Here is a 19,480-nt window from a genome sequence, read left to right on the forward strand (position 1 = left end):
ACGAAGGGACCCTAACCCGCCCACGAACTCCTCGCGTCCAGACTCTCAGCCCACACTCAGCCTTCTCACACGGGTCGCACACCTGCCCGCGACATAGTTTCCTTACGCGGGTTCGTCGGATCGTCCTCACGCTTCGGTCGCGCCGAACACGGGTAACACCACATCGCACGTCGACACCACGCCGCGATGATCGCCCGAGTAGGAGGATTGAACGATCCACATGATCACCAGCCCGCGCGAACACGCTGCCCTCACGTCCCCGACCTCCCGCCCCGCCGCCGAGTCCGAACTGACCGTCGATGGTCCCGAGGAGCTGTCCGGCACCGCGGTGTTCGACGCGACCGGAGACGCGACGTCGATGCCGTCCTGGGACGAACTCGTCCGCGAGCACGGTGACCGCGTCTACCGCCTCGCCTACCGGCTGTCCGGCAACGCGCAGGATGCCGAGGACCTCACGCAGGACACCTTCATCCGCGTGTTCCGCTCGCTGCAGAACTACCAGCCCGGCACCTTCGAGGGCTGGCTGCACCGCATCACGACGAACCTGTTCCTGGACATGGTGCGTCGCCGCAACCGCATCCGCATGGAGGCGCTGCCGGAGGACTACGACCGGGTGCCGTCCGACACCCCCGATCCCGAGCAGATCTACCACGACGCCCGGCTCGACCCGGATCTGCAGGCGGCGCTCGACTCGCTCGCTCCCGAGTTCCGTGCAGCCATCGTGCTGTGCGACATCGAGGGTTTGTCCTACGAGGAGATCGGCGCGACCCTGGGGGTCAAGCTCGGCACCGTCCGTAGCCGTATCCACCGTGGCCGCCAGGCGCTGCGCGACCACCTCGCCGCCAGTCGGCGTACTCGCGAGTCGCTGACCTCGGCCGAGTAGCCGCCGGCGCGAGTACCGTTCTGTGGGGAACGGATGCGGGCCGGGAACTTCCGGCCGGTGCCGTGCGTTTCACCCCGGGACGATCCGCACATCGGCACGGCATGAATTGGAGGCAGCATGACTCGGTTTCGTGATCCTCGGCAGTTCAGCCCCACCGACCACCTCGCCAGTGAGGCGGTGGCCGCCTACGTCGACGGCGAACTGCGCATGAACGCCTACCTGCGCGCCGCGCGGCACGTGTCGGAATGCGCTTCCTGTGCCGACGAGGTCCAGGCGCAGCAGCAGGCCCGTGTCGCCCTCCAGGGCTCGCCGGAGATGTCCATGCCGTCCTCGCTCCTGGGTCTCCTGCACCAGATCCCGCACTGCACGTCTCCCGAGCCCGGCCGATCCGAACCCGGCATCGGCTCCGGCCTGCGTCATGGCCTGGGGTCGGTCGTCGGGTCACGTTTCCGGCGCCGGTAGCGTGCAGAGGTGACTCCAGCCGACGAGTACCGACCGGACCCCACGGCTTCTTCGGCGGACGGGGGAGCACCCGACGACGATGCGCCGCGGCTTCCTCCGCGTCCGCTCTACCGGCCCACCATCGACGCGCACGTGGTGCGGGCGTTCGGTCGCCCCCACGGCATCCGCGATTCCTTCGGTGACGCGCAGACCCGGCGACGGGACAGTTCGTCGATCCGCGTCGCGGCGCCCGATCCCGTCCTCACCGAGGCCTTCGGTCGGCCGCCCGGTGTCGCCGAATCCCTGATGCGCGAGCCCGAGGCGCCCGAGGTCGAGCAGGAACCCGAACCTCAGAACCCGTGGCGCGTGCCCTCGTCGGCTGTCACGACGGTCTCGCCCGCGCTCGACGAACCGGAACCCGCGCCGCTGACGCCCGGCACGAGACTGGGTGCGCGGGAAGTACTGTTCGGCCGCCGCGTCTCCGCCGGCGCTCTCGCCTCGCTCGCGGGTGTCGCACTGGTCATCGGCCTGCTCGGCGGCGTCGTCGGCAGTGTCGCGGCCGATCTGGGCGGCTCGCTGACCAGCTCGCGCGTGACCCTGGAACAAGGCGGCAGCGAACTCCCGCAGGGCCAGGTGGCCAGGGTCGCCGAGGCCGTCCTGCCGTCCGTGGTGTCGGTCCAGGAGACGTTCGGCGGCAACGCCGGCACCGGCTCGGGAGTCGTCATCGACGGAGCCGGCTACATCGTCACCAACAACCACGTCATCTCGATGGCTGCGACCAACCCGGGCGCGACGCTCAACGTGACGTTCTCCGACGGCACCAAGGTGCCCGCGCAGATCGTCGGCCGTGACACCAAGACCGATCTGGCCGTTCTGAAGACGGACGTCGCGGACCTCAGCGTCGCCCGACTGGGCCGCTCGTCGGACGTGGCGGTCGGCGACGACGTCGTCGCCGTCGGATCTCCACTGGGACTGAGCAAGACGGTCACCCGCGGCATCGTCAGTGCGCTCGATCGTCCCGTGCGACTGTCCGGGGAGGGCACGGACACCGACGCCGTCATCGACGCGGTCCAGACCGACGCGGCGATCAACCCCGGTAACTCCGGGGGTCCCCTGATCGACGCCGAGGGTCGCGTCATCGGTATCAACTCCGCGATCCGCAGTGAGAGCGGGGGATCGGTGGGACTGGGCTTCGCCATCCCCATCGACGACGTCACCGAGGTCGCGCAGTCCCTCATCCGGACCGGCGCGATGAATCACCCCGACATCGGCGTCAACGCGCGGTCCGTCGTCAACGACGCGCTCAGCGGTGCGCAGATCGCCAACGTCACCGCCGGTGGCCCCGCTCAGCAGGCGGGTATCGCGGAGGGCGACGTGATCGTCCGCGTCGGCGACCGCACCGTCTCCGGTGCCGACGAGCTGACGGTCGCCGTCCAGGAGCAGGAGATCGGTACGCCGGTGCAGGTGCAACTCGTCCGCTCGGGGCGGACCGTCGACGTGACGGTCACTCCGGTGTCGGATGCGTAAGGTGTAGACGTGTTCTCGAACATCGGCTGGGGCGAGATGATGGTTCTTCTCGTCGCCGCACTCGTCATCCTCGGTCCCGAGCGTCTGCCCGGGGCCATCACGTGGACCACCCGGTCGCTCCGGCAGGTCCGTGACTATGCCAGTGGGGCCAGCCAACAACTCAAGGACGAGCTGGGGACGGACTTCGACGATCTTCGCAAGCCCCTGGCCGACCTGAACCAACTCCGCGGCATGACCCCGCGCGCGGTCATCACCAAGCACCTGCTCGACGGCGACGACTCGATCTTCACCGGGAAGTTCGACGAGAAGCCGCAGTCCGGGACACAGTCGTCGACCCCGCAGTCCGGGACGCCGAACATGATGAAGTCCACCGGGTCGGCGCCGTTGCCGACCGGGGACCGTCCCCCGATCGACCCCGACGCGACCTAGGTCCTTCCGGCCGTCAGAGGTGCCGGGTGGTGTCGATACCCAGGCTCATGCCCGCGAGGCCGCGACTGCGGACCGACAGCTTCTCGGCCACCTCGATCATGGCCTTGGCCGCGGGCGACTCCGGATCGCTGAGCACGATCGGAACGCCCGAGTCGCCGCCCTCGCGCACCGCGGTGTCGAGCGGGATCTGGCCCAGCAGCGGGACCTTCGCGCCGACCGCGGTGGTGAGTCGCTCCGACACGGCCTGGCCGCCGCCGGAACCGAAGATGTCCATCCGCGATCCGTCGGGCAGCTCGAGCCACGACATGTTCTCCACCACCCCGACGACTCGCTGACGCGTCTGCAGGGCGATGGCGCCGGCACGTTCCGCGACCTCGGCCGCGGCCTGCTGCGGGGTGGTCACGACGAGGATCTCGGCGCCGGGGATCAGCTGGGCCACCGAGATGGCGACGTCGCCGGTGCCCGGCGGCAGGTCCAGCAGAAGAATGTCCAGGTCGCCCCAGAACACGTCGGCGAGGAACTGCTGCAGGGCGCGGTGCAGCATGGGACCGCGCCAGACGACGGGCGTGTTGCCCTGCGTGAACTGCGCGATCGAGATCATCTTCACGTCGTGCGCCACGGGCGGCATGATCATGCGCTCGACCTGTGTGGGGCGAGCGTCGGTACCGAGCATGCGGGGCACCGAGTGGCCGTAGATGTCGGCGTCGAGGACGCCCACCGACAGTCCCTTGGCGGCCATCGCGGCGGCCAGGTTGACGGTGACGGACGACTTGCCGACACCGCCCTTCCCCGACGCCACCGCGTACACGCGGGTGAGGGAGCCGGGCTGAGCGAACGGGATGACCGGCTCGGCGGAATCTCCCCGCAACGACTTGCGCAGTTCGGTGCGCTGCTCGTCGTTCATGACGTCGAGCTCCACGCGGATCTCACCGACACCGGCGACGTCGGCCACGGCCTTGCGTACCCGGTCGGAGATCTCCGTCTTCATCGGGCACCCGGCGGTGGTCAGATAGATGCCGACGTCCACGGATCCGTCGTTACCGAGCGCGACACTCTTGACCATGCCGAGTTCGGTGATGGGCTTGCGAATCTCGGGATCGTTCACGCGCGCGAGGGCGCTGCGAACGTCCGATTCGGTGGCTACGGGCATCTCTCCATGGTATGCGGTACCGCGTCAGTGAATTCGGGGCAGGTCCGCTTCGGAGGGGGCGATGCCGGTGGAGTAGGCGACCGACCACGCGACCACGTTGGCCACGTAGGCCATCGAGTTGTTGTAGCGCAGGATCGCCTGTGTGGCCTGGATCGGATCCGCCATGTTCAGGCCGCCGTCGCACAGGTACTTCCCGGTGGTGGCGGCGCTGTCGAACAGGTTCTGCGGGTCGGCCCTGCCGTCCCCGTTCCCGTCCGTGGCGTAGTGCTTCCACGTCGCCGGCAGGAACTGCATCGGCCCCACGGCGCGGTCGTACGTGGCGTTGCCGTCGAGCTCGCCGCCGTCGGTGTCCATGATCACGTTGTTGCCGGCGAGGCTGCCGTCCAGGACCGGTCCGAGGATCGGCTCGAACAGCGTTCCGTCGGCACCCGCCTTGCCGTCGTTCGCGTGGGTGGACTCGACCCGGCCGATACCGGCGAGGAGGGCCCAGTTCATCGAGCAGCCGGGGGTGGTCTGCGCCAGGAGGGTCTCGGCGCTCCTGTAGGCGGCGACGTTGATGCCCGGGACGCCGAGCGGGCCGGCCGCGAGGGACTCGGGCAGCGCGGGGGCGGGAGCGGGCTCCGGCGCGGGCGGTGCCACGGGCTCGGGCGCGGACTGCGTGGTGGGTGCGGGCGCGACGTCCACTGCCGGGGCCACGTCGGTGGGCTCGAGGGCGGACTCGCTGGCCGTGGTGTGCGTGCGGAGGAACGGGATGTCGGCGCTGGCGCCGTAGCCACTGGCCACGGTGATCGCTCCCGCGGGGATCAGACCGGTCAGCGCGATGACCGTGTTCCGTCGCAGAGTGGAAGACGATCGTTTGCGGTGCCGACCCACGGATACACAACCTCCTCGCCCCCGCGAGACTCGTGATCCGCGACGACTGTTCCCGCCCCGTTCCGGGGCGCTTCCGACCTTTGCTGTCGGAGCGAGGCTACCTGATCCGTTGCCGATCCGTTACCGGCCCGTGATGTGAGCCACGACCGGTCACGGTGTCGTGACGGACGTGTCCTGCTCAGGTGGGGCGGGTGGTGCCATTGGTGCAGGAGGGCACAGGAGACACGGGATCGTGGGGAGCTCGATGACCGGGAGCGGCGGCAGTCCGGGGATGCCGAACGCCGGCGGTGGTGTCACCGGAGTGAGCGAGGTGTCCGGCATCGCGGTGGTCGTGGCGGTGGTCGTCGGAGCCGCGGTCGAGGGATCCGTGACCTCGCCGCCGGCGGCGGCCGCCGCGGCGACGGCCAGCGCGTCCGCGGGGGAGGGCGCCGCCTCGCCGATCCGGCCGACGACAGGGGTGCCGCCGCCGGAGTACGCGGCGGACCAGGCCAGCACGTTGGCGGTGTACGCGGCGGAGTTGTTGTAGCGCAGGACGGCGGTGGTCGCCTGCGCCGGATTCGTCATGTCAAGGCCGCCCGAGCACAGGTACTTGCCCGCGGCGAGAGCCGCGTCGAAGACGTTGTTCGGATCGCTCCGACCGTCGCCGTTGCCGTCCGAGGCGTAGCCGGCCCAGGTGGCGGGGATGAACTGCATCGGCCCGACCGCACGGTCGTGCCCCGCGTCCCCGTCGAGCGCGCCGCCGTCGGTGTCGGTGATGACCGCGTCCGCGGCCGACCGTCCGTCGAGCACCGGGCCCAGCACGGACGTGATCGTGGTGCCGGCGGCATCGGTACGGCCGCCGCCCGCGTGGCCGGACTCGATGCGCCCGATGGCGGCGAGCAAGTGCCACGGCAGGTGACAGCCCGGTGTCGAGGTGGCGAGCTGGGCCTCGGCGGAGCGGTAGGCCTGCAGGACGAGTTCGGGAATGCCGAGTGCGCCGACGAGCACGGCGGACAGCGGCGCCGCAGCAGCGGCCGGGGCGCCCGCGGGCGCGGCGACGGCTGGTTTCGGGGACCGGAACGCGACCGGTTGCCGATCGGCGGGCTCGACCAGGCCGACAGCGCGCTCCCGTGGTGGGAGTGTCGGCGCCGCAACCGATTCAGCAGACGCCATCGCGACGGAACCGTGCGCGGAACTCGGCGTCACCGAGCCGGCGGCCAGCGTGACCGCGCTGAGGAGAAGAATCGAGGCACTCAGTGCACCTCCGAGTCGAGAGTCTCGACCGACGCGCATACGACAAACCCCCACGAACACTCGGCTGCGCACTCACCGAGACCCGACGCGCAGTGTGACCGAGGTTACCGTCGCGTGTCCTCGCTGTGGTCGAAACGAGTTGTTTCCTCGACGGAAGGGGCGGCGGCGAACGAGGTGGAGTCCTCGTCGACCGACTTCTTGCGAGACTTCTTGCGCGCCTTCTGTTCCTCGGCCGCCGCCTGCGCGGGATCGAGCAGCGCCGCGCGCAGGTCGTCGAGTTCGCGGCGGAGATAGTCGCGCGTGGCGACCTCGCCGACCGCGATCCGGAGCGCGGCGAGCTCACGAGCGAGGAACTCGGTGTCCGCCTTGGTCTGCGCGGCGCGCGAGCGATCTTCCTCGAGCGACACCCGGTCGCGGTCGTCCTGCCGGTTCTGAGCGAGCAGGATCAGCGGGGCCGCGTAGGCGGCCTGCGTCGAGAACGCCAGATTGAGCAGGATGAAGGGGTAGGGATCCCACTGCAGGCTCACGGCGAAGACGTTGAGCAGGATCCACACGATGACGATCCCCGTCTGGATCGCCAGGTATCGCCCCGTACCGAGGAATCGCGCGACGTTCTCGCCGGTCCGGCCGACCGAGTCGACGTCGATGTCGAGCTTGAACCGTCGGGATCCGCGTGGAGTGTCGAGGCGCTGTCTGGCGGTCGCCGCCGACTTCTCACTCATGTCCCACGTGCTCCTGTTCGCGCCAGTCGTCGGGAAGAAGGTGGTCCAGGACGTCGTCCACGGTCACGGCGCCGATGAGATGCTCCTCGGCGTCCACGACCGGTCCGCAGACCAGGTTGTACGCCGCGAAGTATCGCGTGACGGCGGCGAGACTGTCGTCCGGGGAGAGCGTCGACAGTGTCGTGTCGATCACGCCGCCGACCAGACTGGCGGGCGGTTCGCGCAGCAACTGCTGGAGATGGACGCAGCCGAGGTAGCGGCCCGTGGGTGTGGCCGTCGGCGGTCGCACGACGAAGACCAGCGACGCGAGGGCGGGCGTGAGGTCGGGGTTGCGCGCACGAGCGAGCGCCTCGGCGACCGTCGCGGACGCGCTCAGAACCACCGGTTCCGGTGTCATCAGACCACCCGCCGTGTCGGGGGAGTGCTCGAGGAGACGTCGCACCGGTTCGGAGTCCTGCGGATCCATCAGGCGCAGCAGCGATTCGGCCTCCGGCTCCGGCAACTCGCCGAGCAGGTCGGCTGCGTCGTCGGGGTCCATGGCCTCGAGCACGTCGGCGGCACGGGCGGGGGCGAGCGCCTGCACCAGGTCGATCTGATCGTCGTCGGGCATCTCCTGGATGACGTCCGCGAGGCGCTGGTCGTCCAGGGCGAAGGCGACCTCGAGTCGCCGCTTCTCCGGGAGGTCGCGGATCGCGTCGGCCACGTCGGCGGGCCGGAGTCCCTCGAACTGGGCGAGGAGCTGTGACACACCCTGACCCGGCAGGGACAGATCGGACCAGGTGAGGCCCTGCACGTTCTGCCAGTCGAGCACGTGGATGCTGCCGCGGCGACCCAAGCGGGTGCGGTGGGGGCGCACGGCGACACGCGCGATGACCCAGTCCCGCGTGCGGGTCTGCTCGATGCCGAGGTCGACGACGACGCAGTCCACGCCGTGCAGGTCCTCGGCGTCCGGATCGTCGGTCCGCACCCGCGAGTCCAGGACCTGGGCCAGGGCCAGCACCTCGCCCGGTCGCTGGACGAAGCGGCGCATACTGACGTTGCCGGTGGTCAGCGTCACCGACGTCGGTTCGACGGCCGTCACGCGCAGCATCGGAACGAAGATCTTGCGCCTCGTGGCCAGATCGACCACGAGGCCGAGGACGCGGGGTTGCTGGCGACCGACGCGCACGGTCACGACGATGTCGCGGACGCGGCCGATGCTCTCACCGTCGGGTCCGAGCACCACGAGGCCCGCGAGCCTGGCGGCGAACACCTTGTTCACTGCTGCCATGGGCGCAACAGTAGACGGGGGCCTCGCACGCGGTGCGGGCCGATAGTGTGCCGTGGTGACCACCACAGTGCCGCGCGCCCGCCTCCGACGCTCCGTGCTCGCCGTGCCGGGCAGCAGTCCGAAGATGATGCGCAAGGCTCTGAGCCTGACCGCCGACGCCGTCTTCCTGGATCTCGAGGACGCGGTCGCGCCGGCCGCCAAGGCGCAGGCGCGCATCGACGTCGCCGACGCGCTCGGATGGGACGGGTGGGGCACGCAGCTCCGGCTCGTGCGGGTCAACGACTGGACGACGGAGGCCACGTTCCGCGACGTGCTCGAGGTGGTCGGACGGGCGGGTGCCCACCTCGACGCCCTCGTCCTGCCCAAGGTGCGCTCGGCCGGTGAGGTGCAGGCGCTCGATCTGCTTCTGACACAACTCGAACGCGAGTCGGACCTGCCCGTCGGCCGCATCGGGATCGAGCCGCAGATCGAGGACGCCGTGGGTCTGCTCCACATCGACGCCGTCGCGACGGCCTCGCCGCGGGTGCAGACCCTGGTGTTCGGGCCGGGTGACTTCATGGCCGACGTCGGCATGCGCACCCTCACGGTGGGGGAGCAGCCGCCCGGCTACGAGCGCGGCGACGCCTACCACCACGTGCTGATGACGATCTTGCTGTCGGCCCGGGCCCACGGGCTCCAGGCCATCGACGGACCCTGGGTGCAGGTCCGCGACACCGACGGGTTCACCCGCGCCGCCCGGCATTCCGCGGCTCTGGGCTACGACGGCAAGTGGGTGCTGCACCCCTCGCAGATCGACATCGCCAACGAGACGTTCTCGCCGCGCCAGGCCGACGTCGACCGCGCCCACGACATCGTCGAGACCTACCGTCGGTACCTCTCGGTCGACGGGGGAGCGCGCGGGGCCGTCATGGTGGGGGACGAGATGGTCGACGAGGCGGGTCATCGAATGGCTCGGGCCCTCGTCGAGGCCGCCGACGCGGCCGGCATGGTGCGCAGCGGTGCGCGGCCCGCACCGGACCCCACGACCGACCCGCCAGCAGGCACAATGGAGTCATGACGAACCCCATGTCGCAGTCCGGCCGCCCCGGACAGGGCCTCCCCACCCCGCCGTCGGGCTGGCCCATCGGTTCCTATCCCACCTACGCCGAGGCGCAGCGCGCGGTCGACTACCTCTCCGATCAGGAGTTCTCGGTCCAGGACGTCACCATCGTGGGTGTCGACCTCATGCAGGTCGAGCGTGTCATCGGTCGCCTCACCTGGGCCAAAGTGATTGGCGGCGGCATCATCTCGGGCGCCTGGCTTGGTGTCTTCCTCGGACTCGTTCTCGGAATCATCACGAACACCAACTACCTGAGCGCGCTCCTCGTCGGTGTGCTGGGCGGCATCGTCTTCGGACTGATCTCGGCCACCATTCCCTACGCGGCGACCAAGGGGCAGCGCGACTTCGCGTCGACGATGCAGTTGGTCGCGGGGCGGTACGACGTGCTGTGCGAGCCGAAGACGGCCGAGAAGGCGCGCGATCTTCTGGCGCGTCTCGCCATCTGACCTCTCACCACCGACCCGTCGGTACCGAAAGCATCACGGGATTGCAACAAGCCACCGTTTTCCTCTCAGCTTTCGACTAGGTTCCACTTCGCAGGGAATGCGTGTCCAACGAAGCACACGCTGCGGAGTCGGGCCGACTGTGGCGCCTTCTCTTGCGGCAGAGGAGGCGGTCGTGCCGAAGAGGTACAGGGCGAGGAAACTCGCAGCGACAGGGGCCGCCGCGGTGGTGGCCGGAAGTCTGTTGGCGGGGTGTGGATCCTCCGACGACGGAATCGTGTTGAGCTTCTACACCGCCGCCGACGGCGCGGAGCAGTACGCGGCGGCGGCGCAGGCGTGCACCGAGCAGTCGGGCGGCGCGTACCGGGTGGAGCAGCGCACGCTCCCCAAGAGCGCCAACGATCAGCGCCTGCAGCTCGCTCGCCGTCTGGCGGGCAACGACCGCACGCTCGATCTGATGACACTCGACGTGGTCTGGACCGCCGAGTTCGCCGAAGCCGGTTGGGCACTCCCGGTTCCGGACGATCTCGAGGCGAAGCTGCGTGACGGATCGGTGCTCGAGGGCCCGCTCGCCACCGCCGAGTGGCTCGACCCCGAGACAGAGCAGAAGGACAAGCTGTATGCGGTCCCGCTGAACTCCAACACCCAGTTGCTCTGGTACCGCCCGGACATGGTGCCGAACGGCCAGCCCCCGGCGACGTGGGACGACCTCATCGCCACCGCCGGCGAGAACGCCGCCTCCGGCAAGCCCGCGGCCATCGGTGTGCAGGCGAAGCAGTACGAGGGCTTCATGGTCTGGTTCAACACCCTCCTCGAGAGTGCCGGCGGATCCGTCGTCGGCGAGGACGGCACCACCGTGACACTGAACGACACCCCCGAGCACCGCGCGGCCACCGAGAAGGCGCTCTCGATCATCAAGAGCGTCGCGACCGCTCCGGGCGCCGACCCCTCGGTCTCCCAGAGTGACGAGGGCACAGCGCGTCTCGGCGTCGAGGCGGGCACCATGTTCGCCGAGGTGAACTACCCGTTCGTGCTCCCCGGACTCAAGGAGAACGCCGCCGCGGGCGGCGTGTCCTTCCTCGACCTGTCCACCGTTCCCGCCGACCAGCAGGACGCGGCGGTGAACGAGGTGTTCCGCAGCGCGCCGTACCCCTCGGTGAACCCCGGTGAGCCCGCCAAGGTCACCATCGGCGGGTTCAACATCGGTGTCGCCAAGACCACCGAGCATCCCGACGAGGCGTGGGCCGCCGTCGCGTGCCTGACCGACGAGCAGAACCAGCGCAACAACGCCGTCGACGGCGGTGTGCCGCCGGTGATCCGCTCGCTCTACGACGATCCCGAGTTCCAGGCCGCCTACCCGGCATGGGAGGGCGTTCTCGGCTCGATCGAGAGTGCCGCGGTCCGACCGGTGTCGCCCGCGTACCAGTCCATCTCGATCCTCCTGACCGACGCGCTCAACCCCCCGCAGGACATCGATCCCGTGGGAGACGTCGACAGGCTCGCCGATCTGGTCCGCCAGGCCGTGAACTCCGAAGGGCTGATCCCATGACCGTCACCGACGAGCCCCGACGCCCGCAGAAGCACGCCAAGGCGGCCGAGGCGGTGTCCGAGGGCAAGAAGGCGGAGCGCCGACTGGGGCTCCTGCTGGTCGCTCCCGCCGCGATCCTGATGATCGCCGTCACCGCGTATCCCATCATCTACGCCTTCTGGCTGAGTCTGCAGAAGTACAACCTGGCATTCCCGGACGACAAGGAATTCGTCGGCCTGTCCAACTATGTCTCCGTCCTCACCGACGGTTACTGGTGGACGGCGTTCGCGGTGACCGTGGGCATCACCGTCATCTCGGTGATCATCGAGTTCGTCCTCGGCCTCGCGGTCGCGTTGGTCATGCACCGCACCATCTTCGGGCGCGGCGTCGTTCGCACCGTCGTGCTGATCCCGTACGGCATCGTCACCGTCGCCGCCGCGTACAGCTGGTACTACGCGTGGACACCGCAGACCGGCTACCTGGCCAACCTGCTTCCCGAGGGCAGTGCGCCTCTGACGCAGCAGCTTCCGTCGCTCGCGATCGTCGTGCTCGCCGAGGTGTGGAAGACGACGCCGTTCATGGCACTGCTGCTGCTCGCCGGTCTCGCGCTCGTTCCCGACGATCTGCTCAAGGCGGCCCAGGTGGACGGCGCCGGCGCGTGGACCCGACTGATCCGCATCATCATCCCGTTGATGAAGCCGGCCATCCTCGTGGCGCTGCTGTTCCGCACGCTCGACGCGTTCCGCATCTTCGACAACATCTACGTTCTGACGAAGGGCAGCAACAGCACCGGTTCGGTGTCGATCCTCGGGTACGACAACCTCTTCGGGGCGTTCAACCTCGGTATCGGGTCGGCCATCAGCGTGCTGATCTTCTTCTGCGTGGCCATCATCGCCTTCGTCTTCATCAAACTGTTCGGGGCCTCCGCACCCGGCTCCGACGCGGAAGGACGCTGACCCATGGCAGCCACCACGAAGACGAAGGCCGGCTGGTCCATCGTCAACCTTCTCGTCCTGCTGTACGCACTGATCCCGCTCGTGTGGATCATCAGCCTGTCGTTCAAGCCGGTGGCGAACATCGCCGACGGCAAGTTCATCCCGACGACGTGGACGTTGGACAACTACAAGGGCATCTTCCAGACGTCCCAGTTCACCAGCGCCCTGATCAACTCCATCGGCATCGGTCTCATCACCACGCTCATCGCGGTGGTCATCGGCACGATGGCGGCCTACGCCGTCGCTCGTCTCGACTTCCCCGGCAAGAAGCTCCTCGTCGGCGCCGCGCTGCTCATCGCGATGTTCCCCCAGATCTCGCTCGTCACACCGCTGTTCGACATCGAGCGTGCGCTGGGCCTGTTCGACACCTGGCCGGGCCTGATCATCCCGTACATCACGTTCGCGCTCCCGCTCGCCATCTACACGCTGTCGGCGTTCTTCCGTGAGATCCCCTGGGAGCTGGAGAAGGCCGCCAAGATGGACGGTGCCACCCCGGGACAGGCGTTCCGCAAGGTCATCGCACCGCTCGCGGCACCGGGCATCGTCACCGCGGCGATCCTCGTCTTCATCTTCGCGTGGAACGACCTGCTGCTCGCCATCTCGTTGACGGCCACCGAGCGTTCGGTCACGGTGCCGGCAGCGATCTCACAGTTCACCGGTAGTTCGCAGTTCGAGGAACCGACGGGCTCGATCGCGGCTGCGGCCGTGGTCATCACCATCCCGATCATCATCTTCGTCCTGTTCTTCCAACGTCGTATCGTGGCGGGCCTGACGTCCGGCGCAGTGAAGGGATAAGTCCATGGCCGAAATCGTTCTCGACAAAGTGACCAAGCTGTACCCGGACGGTGCCGCGGCGGTGAGCGACGTCGACATCACCATCGCCGACGGCGAGTTCATCATCCTGGTCGGACCCTCCGGCTGCGGAAAGTCCACCACGCTCAACATGATCGCCGGCCTCGAGGACATCTCGAGCGGCGAGCTGCGCATCGCCGGTGAGCGCGTGAACGAGCGGGCACCGAAGGATCGCGACATCGCGATGGTGTTCCAGTCGTACGCGCTCTACCCCCACATGACGGTGCGCGACAACATCGCCTTCCCCCTCACACTCGCCAAGATGAGCAAGGAGGACATCGCGAAGAAGGTCGACGACGCCGCCCGCATCCTCGACCTGGGCCAGCACCTCGACCGCAAGCCGTCCAACCTCTCCGGTGGTCAGCGTCAGCGCGTCGCGATGGGACGCGCGATCGTCCGCAGCCCCAAGGCGTTCCTCATGGACGAGCCGCTGTCGAACCTCGACGCCAAGCTGCGCGTGCAGATGCGGACCGAGATCGCTCAGCTGCAGAAGCGTCTCGAGACCACCACGGTGTACGTGACGCACGACCAGACCGAGGCCATGACGCTCGGCGACCGCGTCGTCGTGCTCCGCGGCGGACTGGTGCAGCAGATCGGCTCGCCGCAGGAGCTCTATGATCACCCGCGAAACCTGTTCGTGGCGGGCTTCATCGGGTCGCCGTCCATGAACTTCGTGTCGGGTCGTCTGACGGACGGCGGGGTCACCACCTCGCTCGGCGAGATCCGGTTGAGCGACGAGGCGCGGCAGAAGATCGCCTCGAAGAACGCGAAGGGGGATGTCGTCGTCGGCATCCGCCCCGAGCATCTCGAGGACGCCTCGCTCGTCGAGTCGTACCAGAAGATCAACGGCAGCACGTTCTCGGCGCGAGTCGAGGTGCTGGAGTCGATGGGGTCGGACAAGTACATCTACTTCTCCGCCGAGGGCCCCAAGGTCACCTCGCGCGAACTCGACGAGCTGGCCGCGGACTCCGGCGCGGACGGCGGCCAGTTGGTCGCTCGACTCTCGGCCGAGTCCGCCGCTCGCATGGGTGAGTCCATCGAGCTGTGGTTCGACCAGAAGCGCGTGTCGGTGTTCGACGTCGAGTCGGGTGCCAACCTGACGCTCTGACCGCTCGAACGCGACGACGGCCCCCACCGCACGGTGGGGGCCGTCGCCGTCTCGGTCGGCGCCCGTCTCAGTTCGGCGCGGCCTCCTTGAGCTGCGCGATGATCTCGTCGTTCCAGATGTGGCTGCGCACCAGGCGGTAACGCTCGCGCGCCACCCACATGTAGGCCTCGGCGTCGGTGTGGCGGGTCAACATGCCCCCGACGGACCGCACCATCCGGACGACCGGCAGGAACTCCTCACCGAACCAGCGGCGGGCGACAGTGCGGCGGTCGACGAACTCGCCGAGTTCCTGCATCAGCCGGAAACCCCAGGCCTCCACCGCATCCGAGAGTTCGGCGTACTGCCACGGATCCGTGAACTCGATCGCCTCGCGCGACTTCCCGGTGAGGGGAACGCGGCTGAGGAAGATGCGCCGGTGATCCTTCACCAGGAGATCGCCCCTCGTGGAGATGCCGTCGGGGGAGATGCGGGTGATGATCTCGGTGACGTAGGCCTCGATGGTGAGACTGTGCATCGCGCAGGCGATGGACACGCGATGGTGCCCGTCGATGACGAAGTGCATGCCGCCGACGCGATACACCTCGATGGGCGGCATCGGTTCGCCGCGGCGCCAGGCGGTGGCGAGGCGCTGCCAGCGTTCGCGTGTCCGCGTCGACGTCGGGCGGAAGTACCGGTCGAAGTCGCGGGTGCGATCCACGCTGCCCACGATCGAGTCGACCCGGATGACCTCGAGTCCGACGCGGCGCTCCCGCACCTTGCCCAGGGCGGCGACCACCTCGTCGAACGGCAGGATCGTGTTGATGTCGTCCGGTTGACGGCGCAGCCAGCCGACCAACCGCGCCACGTCCGCGCGCCGGCGCTGGCGGGAGAAGTCGTTCTGCGCGTCGGCAGCGGGGAATCCGGTGTCACGAGCCATGACGTCGCCTCTCGATGATGGGCGCGGTGTGGCCGCCCGGGGTGATGTCGATCAGGGCGTAGCCGACGGTGTTGATCACCGTGGCTCCGTGCAGCTGTCGGTCGGCCGGCCTCGTGCCGTGCGGGTGGATGTGTCCGTGGACGAGGAGCTGAGGCCGCAACCGTTCGGTGAGCGGATCGAGACACCGGAAACCGCGGTGTGGTGCGTCCTCGGCGTCGCCGACACCGAACGGTGGGCTGTGGGTCAGCAGGACGTCGACCCCGTGTGCGTCCGCTCCGCGTCGCAGCAGCGGGTGCCAGGTGTGGGTCCGGATCAGGGAGCCGGAGCGCCGCTTCTGCTGCCGTTCCGTCCACTGGTTGGGTCCGTCGCGGTAGCGGATGGACCCGCCCAGCCCCGCGATCCGCAGACCGGCGGCGCTGACGATCCGTCGATCGGCGTTGACGGCGCCGTCCGGACCGGGCCAGCTCGACGGCAGCCCGGCACGCATCCAGCCGGCTCGACCGGCCGAGTACCCGGTGAGGTCGGCGTCGTGGTTGCCGGGGACGAAGACGCACGGGGCGTCGGCGGCCTCGGCGAGGTGCTCGAGGTACTCGAAGGGCAGGTCGCCCGCACCGAGGACCAGGTCGACGTCGAACGGGAGTGTGCGGGCGTTCCACAGGCCTTCGACCACCTCGTCGGACACGGTCAGCACAGTCACCACACGCAGGACCGTACCGGCACGCCGGTCCCGTCGGAGCCGGTACGGACGTCGTGGGGTTGGATGGACGGTGTGAGTGGGAGCGACGTGACAGCGCAGGTGCGAACCCATCTGCAGACGGTGCTCGGTCAGGACGACCCGTCCAGCGCGTCCGTGACCTTCCTGGGCCTCGAGCCGCTGGAGGTGTTGCTGTTCGCTGCCGACGTCGAGGGAGTCGTGCGGTTCACCACTCTCGGGTGCTCGCGGCATCCGATGGCCGACCCGTCCGACATGGTCACCGACTCGCAGCGAGGCCCGCGCGCCGAGCTGATCCTGGCCCTGCGCGGAGTCGACGAGTCCGTCGCCAAGGTCTGGCGCACGCTCGCCGTCTTCGCCGCGTCGCCCGCGGTGGAGGGCATCGTGCTGGTGCCCGACGCCCTGCTGGACGCCGGCGAGCCTCTCTGGCCCGGCGCTCCGTTCACGGCGGTGCTGCTGACGGCCGAGTCCGGGGTGGCCGACCTCGAGCTGCCCGAACCGTACGATCCGGTGCGGTTCCTGCGGGCAGTCCCGATCACCGGCACCGAGGCCGCGTGGGTGCGCCTGCGCGGAGCCGATGCGTTGCGCGACGCGTGGACCGAGGCGGGCATCGACATCGCCGACCCGCGGCGCTCGGCGGCGTCGCTGCGCCCGCCCACCTGAGCGCTCGCGCACCTGACAGACTGGGCGCGTGCTGATCGATCTCCACACCCATTCCACGTCGTCGGACGGAACCGAGACGCCCACCGAGCTGATCGCCACGGCGACCGCCGCGGGCCTCGACGTGATCGCGTTGACCGACCACGACACCACTCACGGCTGGGACGAGGCCGTGGCCGCGGTGACCGCGACGCCCGGTGCGCCCACCCTCGTCCGTGGCATGGAGATGTCGTGCCAGGGCCGCGGAGCCGACGGTGACCCGGTGACGGTGCATCTGCTCGCGTACCTCTTCGACCCCGGGCACGTCGCCTTCGCCGAGGAGCGCAGCCGGTTGCGTGGGGAGCGGGAAGTGCGTCTGCGCAGCATGATCGACCGTATGGCGGCCGACGGCTACGACGTCGACGCCGACACCATCCTCGCCGCGGCAGGTCCGTCGGCGGGCCGCCCGCACCTCGCCCGTGCACTCGTCGCGGCCGGAGTCGTCGAGACAGTGAACGATGCGTTCACCGACCTGCTGCGGACCGGTGGGACGTACTACGTCGAGAAGGCGGACACCCCACTCGACCTCGCCGTCGAGTTGATCGCCGACGCCGGGGGAGTGCCCGTCATCGCCCACGCCCGCGCGCGCACGCGAGGTCGACTCCTGCACACCGACCACATTCTCGAGCTCGCCGCCGGTGGGCGACTCGGCGGACTCGAGGTCGATCACCCCGACCACAGCCCCGAGGACGCGGACGTCCTGCGCGACATCGCGCGCGAGCACGATCTCGTCGTGACCGGATCCTCCGACTACCACGGCACCAACAAGACGACGCCGATCGCGGCCCGCACCACCGCCGAGGACCAGTTCGACGCGTTGGTGAGCCGGGCGACGGGCGTGCCGCTCGTCGTACCCGGAGGCCGCCGGTGAAGGCGCTCAGCGGATCGATCACTGCGGGTCTCGTCGTCCTCACGGCGCTCGTCATCGCCGCCGCCGTCGTCGGCGGTGATCGGGGATTCCCCGGCCCCGGCACCGCGTCCATCGCGTGGCACGTCGCCGCCGTCGTCGCGGCGCTCCTGCTCCAGCGGATCGCCGACCATCGATCGCGTGGGGTGTCGTTCCTCGGCTCACTGGGCGTGCTGGTGGTCGCGGGAGCGCTGCTGTGGACGCAGTGGTGGGGCTGACGAGCCAGGGGTGGGGCTGACGAGACAGTGGTGAGGCTGACCGGCACCTGTTTGCTCCCGAGGAACCGGCGGTGGCACACTGGCTCCACTCGCGATCACCGCCACCCCGTGGTGATCGACCACGGTCACCGCTCGTCGGTGGCGCGCGAAGTCGGCTCACCCGCCGCGCACGCATCGAGATGTCGCCAGCCCTCGGTTCTCATCCCCCGGGCGCGCATCTCGACTTCCCCTCACGCCTGTGATCCGCACCCTCCGTGCGGACGATGAAGGAGCGCCCCCCAGTGACCGCCGCAACAGATCCGACCGAAGATCTCACGACCATCACGGACGACGAGATCTTCCTCAGCCACGTGGGCGGCAAGCTGTCCGTCGAGCTCACCGCGCCGCTCGAGACCAAGCGCGACCTCTCCATCGCGTACACCCCCGGGGTGGCCAAGGTGAGCAGTGCGATCGCCGCCGATCAGGAGCTGGTGAACAAGTACACCTGGACCGAGCGACTCGTGGTGGTGGTCAGCGACGGCTCCGCGGTATTGGGTCTGGGCGACATCGGCCCGCGCGCCTCGCTGCCCGTCATGGAGGGCAAGGCGGCACTGTTCAAGAAGTTCGCCGGCCTCAACTCGATCCCGCTCGTGCTCGACACCAACGACGTCGACGAGATCGTCGAGACGCTGATCCGCCTGCGGCCCAGCTTCGGAGCCGTGAACCTCGAGGACATCTCGGCACCCCGGTGCTTCGAGATCGAGAAGCGCGTCGTCGAGGCACTCGACTGCCCGGTCATGCACGACGACCAGCACGGTACGGCCATTGTCGTCCTGGCTGCGCTGAAAGGCGCTGTGGCAGTGCAGAAGCGCGAGCTCGCGGGTCTGCGTGTCGTCATCTCCGGTGCGGGAGCCGCGGGCGTCGCGTGCGCGAACATCCTGCTCGCCGCGGGCATCTCGGACGTTGTGGTGCTCGACTCGAAGGGCATCGTCGGTGCGGATCGCGCCGACCTCAATCCCGTGAAGGTCGACCTCGCCTCGCGTACCAACCCGCGCGGCCTCTCCGGGACGGCTGCCGACGCCCTGACCGATGCGGACGTGTTCCTCGGGGTCTCCGCGGGGAAGATCGGGCACGAACTCATCGCCTCGATGGCAGACGACAGCATCGTCTTCGCCCTCTCCAACCCGAACCCGGAGATCCATCCGGAGGACGCGAAGAAGTACGCCGGCATCGTCGCCACCGGACGCAGCGACTTCGCCAATCAGATCAACAACGTGCTCGCGTTCCCCGGTGTGTTCCGCGGTGCTCTCGATGCGGGCGCGCGGCGCATCACCGAGAACATGAAGCTCGCCGCCGCGGACGCGATCCTGTCCGTGGTCGGCGACGATCTGAGCGTCGACATGATCGTGCCCAGCCCACTCGACCCGCGGGTCGCTCCGGCCGTCGCGGCGGCAGTGGCCGCGGCTGCGAAGGCGGACGGCGTCGCCTGAGAGGTC

The 19,480-nt window shown here is 69.2% G+C and carries 21 protein-coding genes; 14 read left to right on the forward strand and 7 right to left on the reverse strand.

Going from position 1 to position 19,480, the window contains the following annotated elements:
* Nucleotides 1-220 precede the first annotated feature (220 nt).
* The 4 genes from sigE (at nucleotide 221) to tatB (ending at nucleotide 3,280) form a co-directional block, all read left to right on the forward strand.
* The gene (sigE, locus tag HQ314_RS13145) at nucleotides 221-883 is read left to right on the forward strand and encodes an RNA polymerase sigma factor SigE (RefSeq protein WP_027503858.1); all 663 of its coding nucleotides are present in this window, start codon (nucleotides 221-223) and stop codon (nucleotides 881-883) included.
* A 117-nt stretch (nucleotides 884-1,000) separates the two neighbouring features.
* Entirely contained in the window at nucleotides 1,001-1,345 is a 345-nt protein-coding gene (locus tag HQ314_RS13150) for a hypothetical protein (protein WP_056442598.1), read from the forward strand.
* 9 nt (nucleotides 1,346-1,354) lie between these two features.
* A complete protein-coding gene (locus tag HQ314_RS13155; RefSeq protein WP_222650280.1) occupies nucleotides 1,355-2,851 on the forward strand; it encodes a trypsin-like peptidase domain-containing protein in 1,497 nt (498 codons plus the stop codon).
* Nucleotides 2,852-2,860: 9 nt separating this feature from the next.
* On the forward strand, nucleotides 2,861-3,280 hold the full coding sequence (gene tatB, locus HQ314_RS13160; protein WP_222650281.1) for a Sec-independent protein translocase protein TatB: 420 nt from the start codon (nucleotides 2,861-2,863) through the stop codon (nucleotides 3,278-3,280).
* A gap of 13 nt (nucleotides 3,281-3,293) precedes the next feature.
* Here the strand turns inward: tatB and HQ314_RS13165 are convergent, their stop codons facing one another.
* From HQ314_RS13165 to HQ314_RS13185, 5 genes are all read right to left on the reverse strand, one after another.
* Nucleotides 3,294-4,430: an Mrp/NBP35 family ATP-binding protein gene (locus HQ314_RS13165; RefSeq protein ID WP_027503855.1), complete on the reverse strand. Its 1,137-nt coding sequence runs from the start codon at nucleotides 4,428-4,430 to the stop codon at nucleotides 3,294-3,296.
* Nucleotides 4,431-4,454: 24 nt separating this feature from the next.
* Nucleotides 4,455-5,303, reverse strand: a complete 849-nt coding sequence (locus HQ314_RS13170; RefSeq protein WP_222650282.1) for a lytic murein transglycosylase — start codon at nucleotides 5,301-5,303, stop codon at nucleotides 4,455-4,457.
* Nucleotides 5,304-5,453: 150 nt separating this feature from the next.
* On the reverse strand, nucleotides 5,454-6,575 hold the full coding sequence (locus HQ314_RS13175; RefSeq protein ID WP_222650283.1) for a lytic transglycosylase domain-containing protein: 1,122 nt from the start codon (nucleotides 6,573-6,575) through the stop codon (nucleotides 5,454-5,456).
* A gap of 65 nt (nucleotides 6,576-6,640) precedes the next feature.
* A complete protein-coding gene (locus HQ314_RS13180; RefSeq protein ID WP_081821023.1) occupies nucleotides 6,641-7,258 on the reverse strand; it encodes a DUF1003 domain-containing protein in 618 nt (205 codons plus the stop codon).
* Complete coding sequence (locus HQ314_RS13185) at nucleotides 7,251-8,528, reverse strand: magnesium transporter MgtE N-terminal domain-containing protein (RefSeq protein WP_027503853.1); 1,278 nt, start codon at nucleotides 8,526-8,528, stop codon at nucleotides 7,251-7,253. Before HQ314_RS13185 ends, HQ314_RS13180 begins: the two co-directional genes overlap by 8 nt.
* Nucleotides 8,529-8,583: 55 nt before the next feature.
* On the opposite strand from HQ314_RS13185, the gene HQ314_RS13190 reads away from it, so the two are divergent.
* The 6 genes from HQ314_RS13190 (at nucleotide 8,584) to HQ314_RS13215 (ending at nucleotide 14,553) form a co-directional block, all read left to right on the forward strand.
* On the forward strand, nucleotides 8,584-9,585 hold the full coding sequence (locus HQ314_RS13190) for a CoA ester lyase (RefSeq protein WP_308119398.1): 1,002 nt from the start codon (nucleotides 8,584-8,586) through the stop codon (nucleotides 9,583-9,585).
* The gene (locus HQ314_RS13195; RefSeq protein ID WP_027503852.1) at nucleotides 9,582-10,073 is read left to right on the forward strand and encodes a general stress protein; all 492 of its coding nucleotides are present in this window, start codon (nucleotides 9,582-9,584) and stop codon (nucleotides 10,071-10,073) included. Before HQ314_RS13190 ends, HQ314_RS13195 begins: the two co-directional genes overlap by 4 nt.
* A 172-nt stretch (nucleotides 10,074-10,245) precedes the next feature.
* A complete protein-coding gene (locus HQ314_RS13200) occupies nucleotides 10,246-11,619 on the forward strand; it encodes an extracellular solute-binding protein (protein WP_231476097.1) in 1,374 nt (457 codons plus the stop codon).
* Complete coding sequence (locus HQ314_RS13205; RefSeq protein ID WP_027503850.1) at nucleotides 11,616-12,554, forward strand: carbohydrate ABC transporter permease; 939 nt, start codon at nucleotides 11,616-11,618, stop codon at nucleotides 12,552-12,554. The genes HQ314_RS13200 and HQ314_RS13205 overlap by 4 nt, the downstream gene beginning before the upstream one ends.
* 3 nt (nucleotides 12,555-12,557) lie before the next feature.
* Nucleotides 12,558-13,388 carry a carbohydrate ABC transporter permease gene (locus HQ314_RS13210; protein WP_027503849.1) on the forward strand — a complete coding sequence of 277 codons (831 nt, stop codon included), beginning with the start codon at nucleotides 12,558-12,560 and terminating at the stop codon, nucleotides 13,386-13,388.
* A gap of 4 nt (nucleotides 13,389-13,392) precedes the next feature.
* Nucleotides 13,393-14,553 (forward strand): ABC transporter ATP-binding protein, encoded by a 1,161-nt coding sequence (locus HQ314_RS13215; protein ID WP_056442586.1) that lies wholly within the window; start codon nucleotides 13,393-13,395, stop codon nucleotides 14,551-14,553.
* A gap of 67 nt (nucleotides 14,554-14,620) precedes the next feature.
* Here the strand turns inward: HQ314_RS13215 and HQ314_RS13220 are convergent, their stop codons facing one another.
* Nucleotides 14,621-15,469, reverse strand: coding sequence for a hypothetical protein (locus HQ314_RS13220; protein ID WP_027503847.1), 849 nt, complete (start codon nucleotides 15,467-15,469; stop codon nucleotides 14,621-14,623).
* Complete coding sequence (locus HQ314_RS13225) at nucleotides 15,459-16,169, reverse strand: metallophosphoesterase (protein WP_222650284.1); 711 nt, start codon at nucleotides 16,167-16,169, stop codon at nucleotides 15,459-15,461. Before HQ314_RS13225 ends, HQ314_RS13220 begins: the two co-directional genes overlap by 11 nt.
* A 60-nt stretch (nucleotides 16,170-16,229) precedes the next feature.
* On the opposite strand from HQ314_RS13225, the gene HQ314_RS13230 reads away from it, so the two are divergent.
* The 4 genes from HQ314_RS13230 to HQ314_RS13245 all read left to right on the forward strand — a co-directional run bounded on the left by HQ314_RS13230 (nucleotide 16,230) and on the right by HQ314_RS13245 (nucleotide 19,474).
* Nucleotides 16,230-16,844, forward strand: coding sequence for a suppressor of fused domain protein (locus HQ314_RS13230; protein WP_222650285.1), 615 nt, complete (start codon nucleotides 16,230-16,232; stop codon nucleotides 16,842-16,844).
* A 28-nt stretch (nucleotides 16,845-16,872) separates the two neighbouring features.
* Nucleotides 16,873-17,751, forward strand: a complete 879-nt coding sequence (locus tag HQ314_RS13235) for a PHP domain-containing protein (protein ID WP_222646045.1) — start codon at nucleotides 16,873-16,875, stop codon at nucleotides 17,749-17,751.
* Nucleotides 17,748-18,005: a hypothetical protein gene (locus HQ314_RS13240; RefSeq protein WP_027503843.1), complete on the forward strand. Its 258-nt coding sequence runs from the start codon at nucleotides 17,748-17,750 to the stop codon at nucleotides 18,003-18,005. The genes HQ314_RS13235 and HQ314_RS13240 overlap by 4 nt, the downstream gene beginning before the upstream one ends.
* A 263-nt stretch (nucleotides 18,006-18,268) precedes the next feature.
* Nucleotides 18,269-19,474, forward strand: coding sequence for an NADP-dependent malic enzyme (locus HQ314_RS13245; RefSeq protein WP_222650286.1), 1,206 nt, complete (start codon nucleotides 18,269-18,271; stop codon nucleotides 19,472-19,474).
* Nucleotides 19,475-19,480: the final 6 nt, after the last annotated feature.

The sequence above is a fragment of the Rhodococcus sp. BP-332 genome (genome assembly GCF_019836065.1).
In the GTDB taxonomy this organism is placed as follows: domain Bacteria; phylum Actinomycetota; class Actinomycetes; order Mycobacteriales; family Mycobacteriaceae; genus Rhodococcoides.

Excerpts from the sequence above, each read along its gene's own strand:
- sigE (WP_027503858.1), top strand. The coding sequence starts at position 221 with ATGATCACCAGCCCGCGCGAACACGCTGCCCTCACGTCCCCGACCTCC.
- HQ314_RS13150 (WP_056442598.1), top strand. The coding sequence starts at position 1,001 with ATGACTCGGTTTCGTGATCCTCGGCAGTTCAGCCCCACCGACCACCTC.
- HQ314_RS13165 (WP_027503855.1), bottom strand. The coding sequence starts at position 4,430 with ATGCCCGTAGCCACCGAATCGGACGTTCGCAGCGCCCTCGCGCGCGTG.
- HQ314_RS13175 (WP_222650283.1), bottom strand. The coding sequence starts at position 6,575 with ATGCGCGTCGGTCGAGACTCTCGACTCGGAGGTGCACTGAGTGCCTCG.
- HQ314_RS13180 (WP_081821023.1), bottom strand. The coding sequence starts at position 7,258 with ATGAGTGAGAAGTCGGCGGCGACCGCCAGACAGCGCCTCGACACTCCA.
- HQ314_RS13185 (WP_027503853.1), bottom strand. The coding sequence starts at position 8,528 with ATGGCAGCAGTGAACAAGGTGTTCGCCGCCAGGCTCGCGGGCCTCGTG.
- HQ314_RS13195 (WP_027503852.1), top strand. The coding sequence starts at position 9,582 with ATGACGAACCCCATGTCGCAGTCCGGCCGCCCCGGACAGGGCCTCCCC.
- HQ314_RS13205 (WP_027503850.1), top strand. The coding sequence starts at position 11,616 with ATGACCGTCACCGACGAGCCCCGACGCCCGCAGAAGCACGCCAAGGCG.
- HQ314_RS13210 (WP_027503849.1), top strand. The coding sequence starts at position 12,558 with ATGGCAGCCACCACGAAGACGAAGGCCGGCTGGTCCATCGTCAACCTT.
- HQ314_RS13215 (WP_056442586.1), top strand. The coding sequence starts at position 13,393 with ATGGCCGAAATCGTTCTCGACAAAGTGACCAAGCTGTACCCGGACGGT.
- HQ314_RS13220 (WP_027503847.1), bottom strand. The coding sequence starts at position 15,469 with ATGGCTCGTGACACCGGATTCCCCGCTGCCGACGCGCAGAACGACTTC.
- HQ314_RS13230 (WP_222650285.1), top strand. The coding sequence starts at position 16,230 with ATGGACGGTGTGAGTGGGAGCGACGTGACAGCGCAGGTGCGAACCCAT.
- HQ314_RS13245 (WP_222650286.1), top strand. The coding sequence starts at position 18,269 with ATGAAGGAGCGCCCCCCAGTGACCGCCGCAACAGATCCGACCGAAGAT.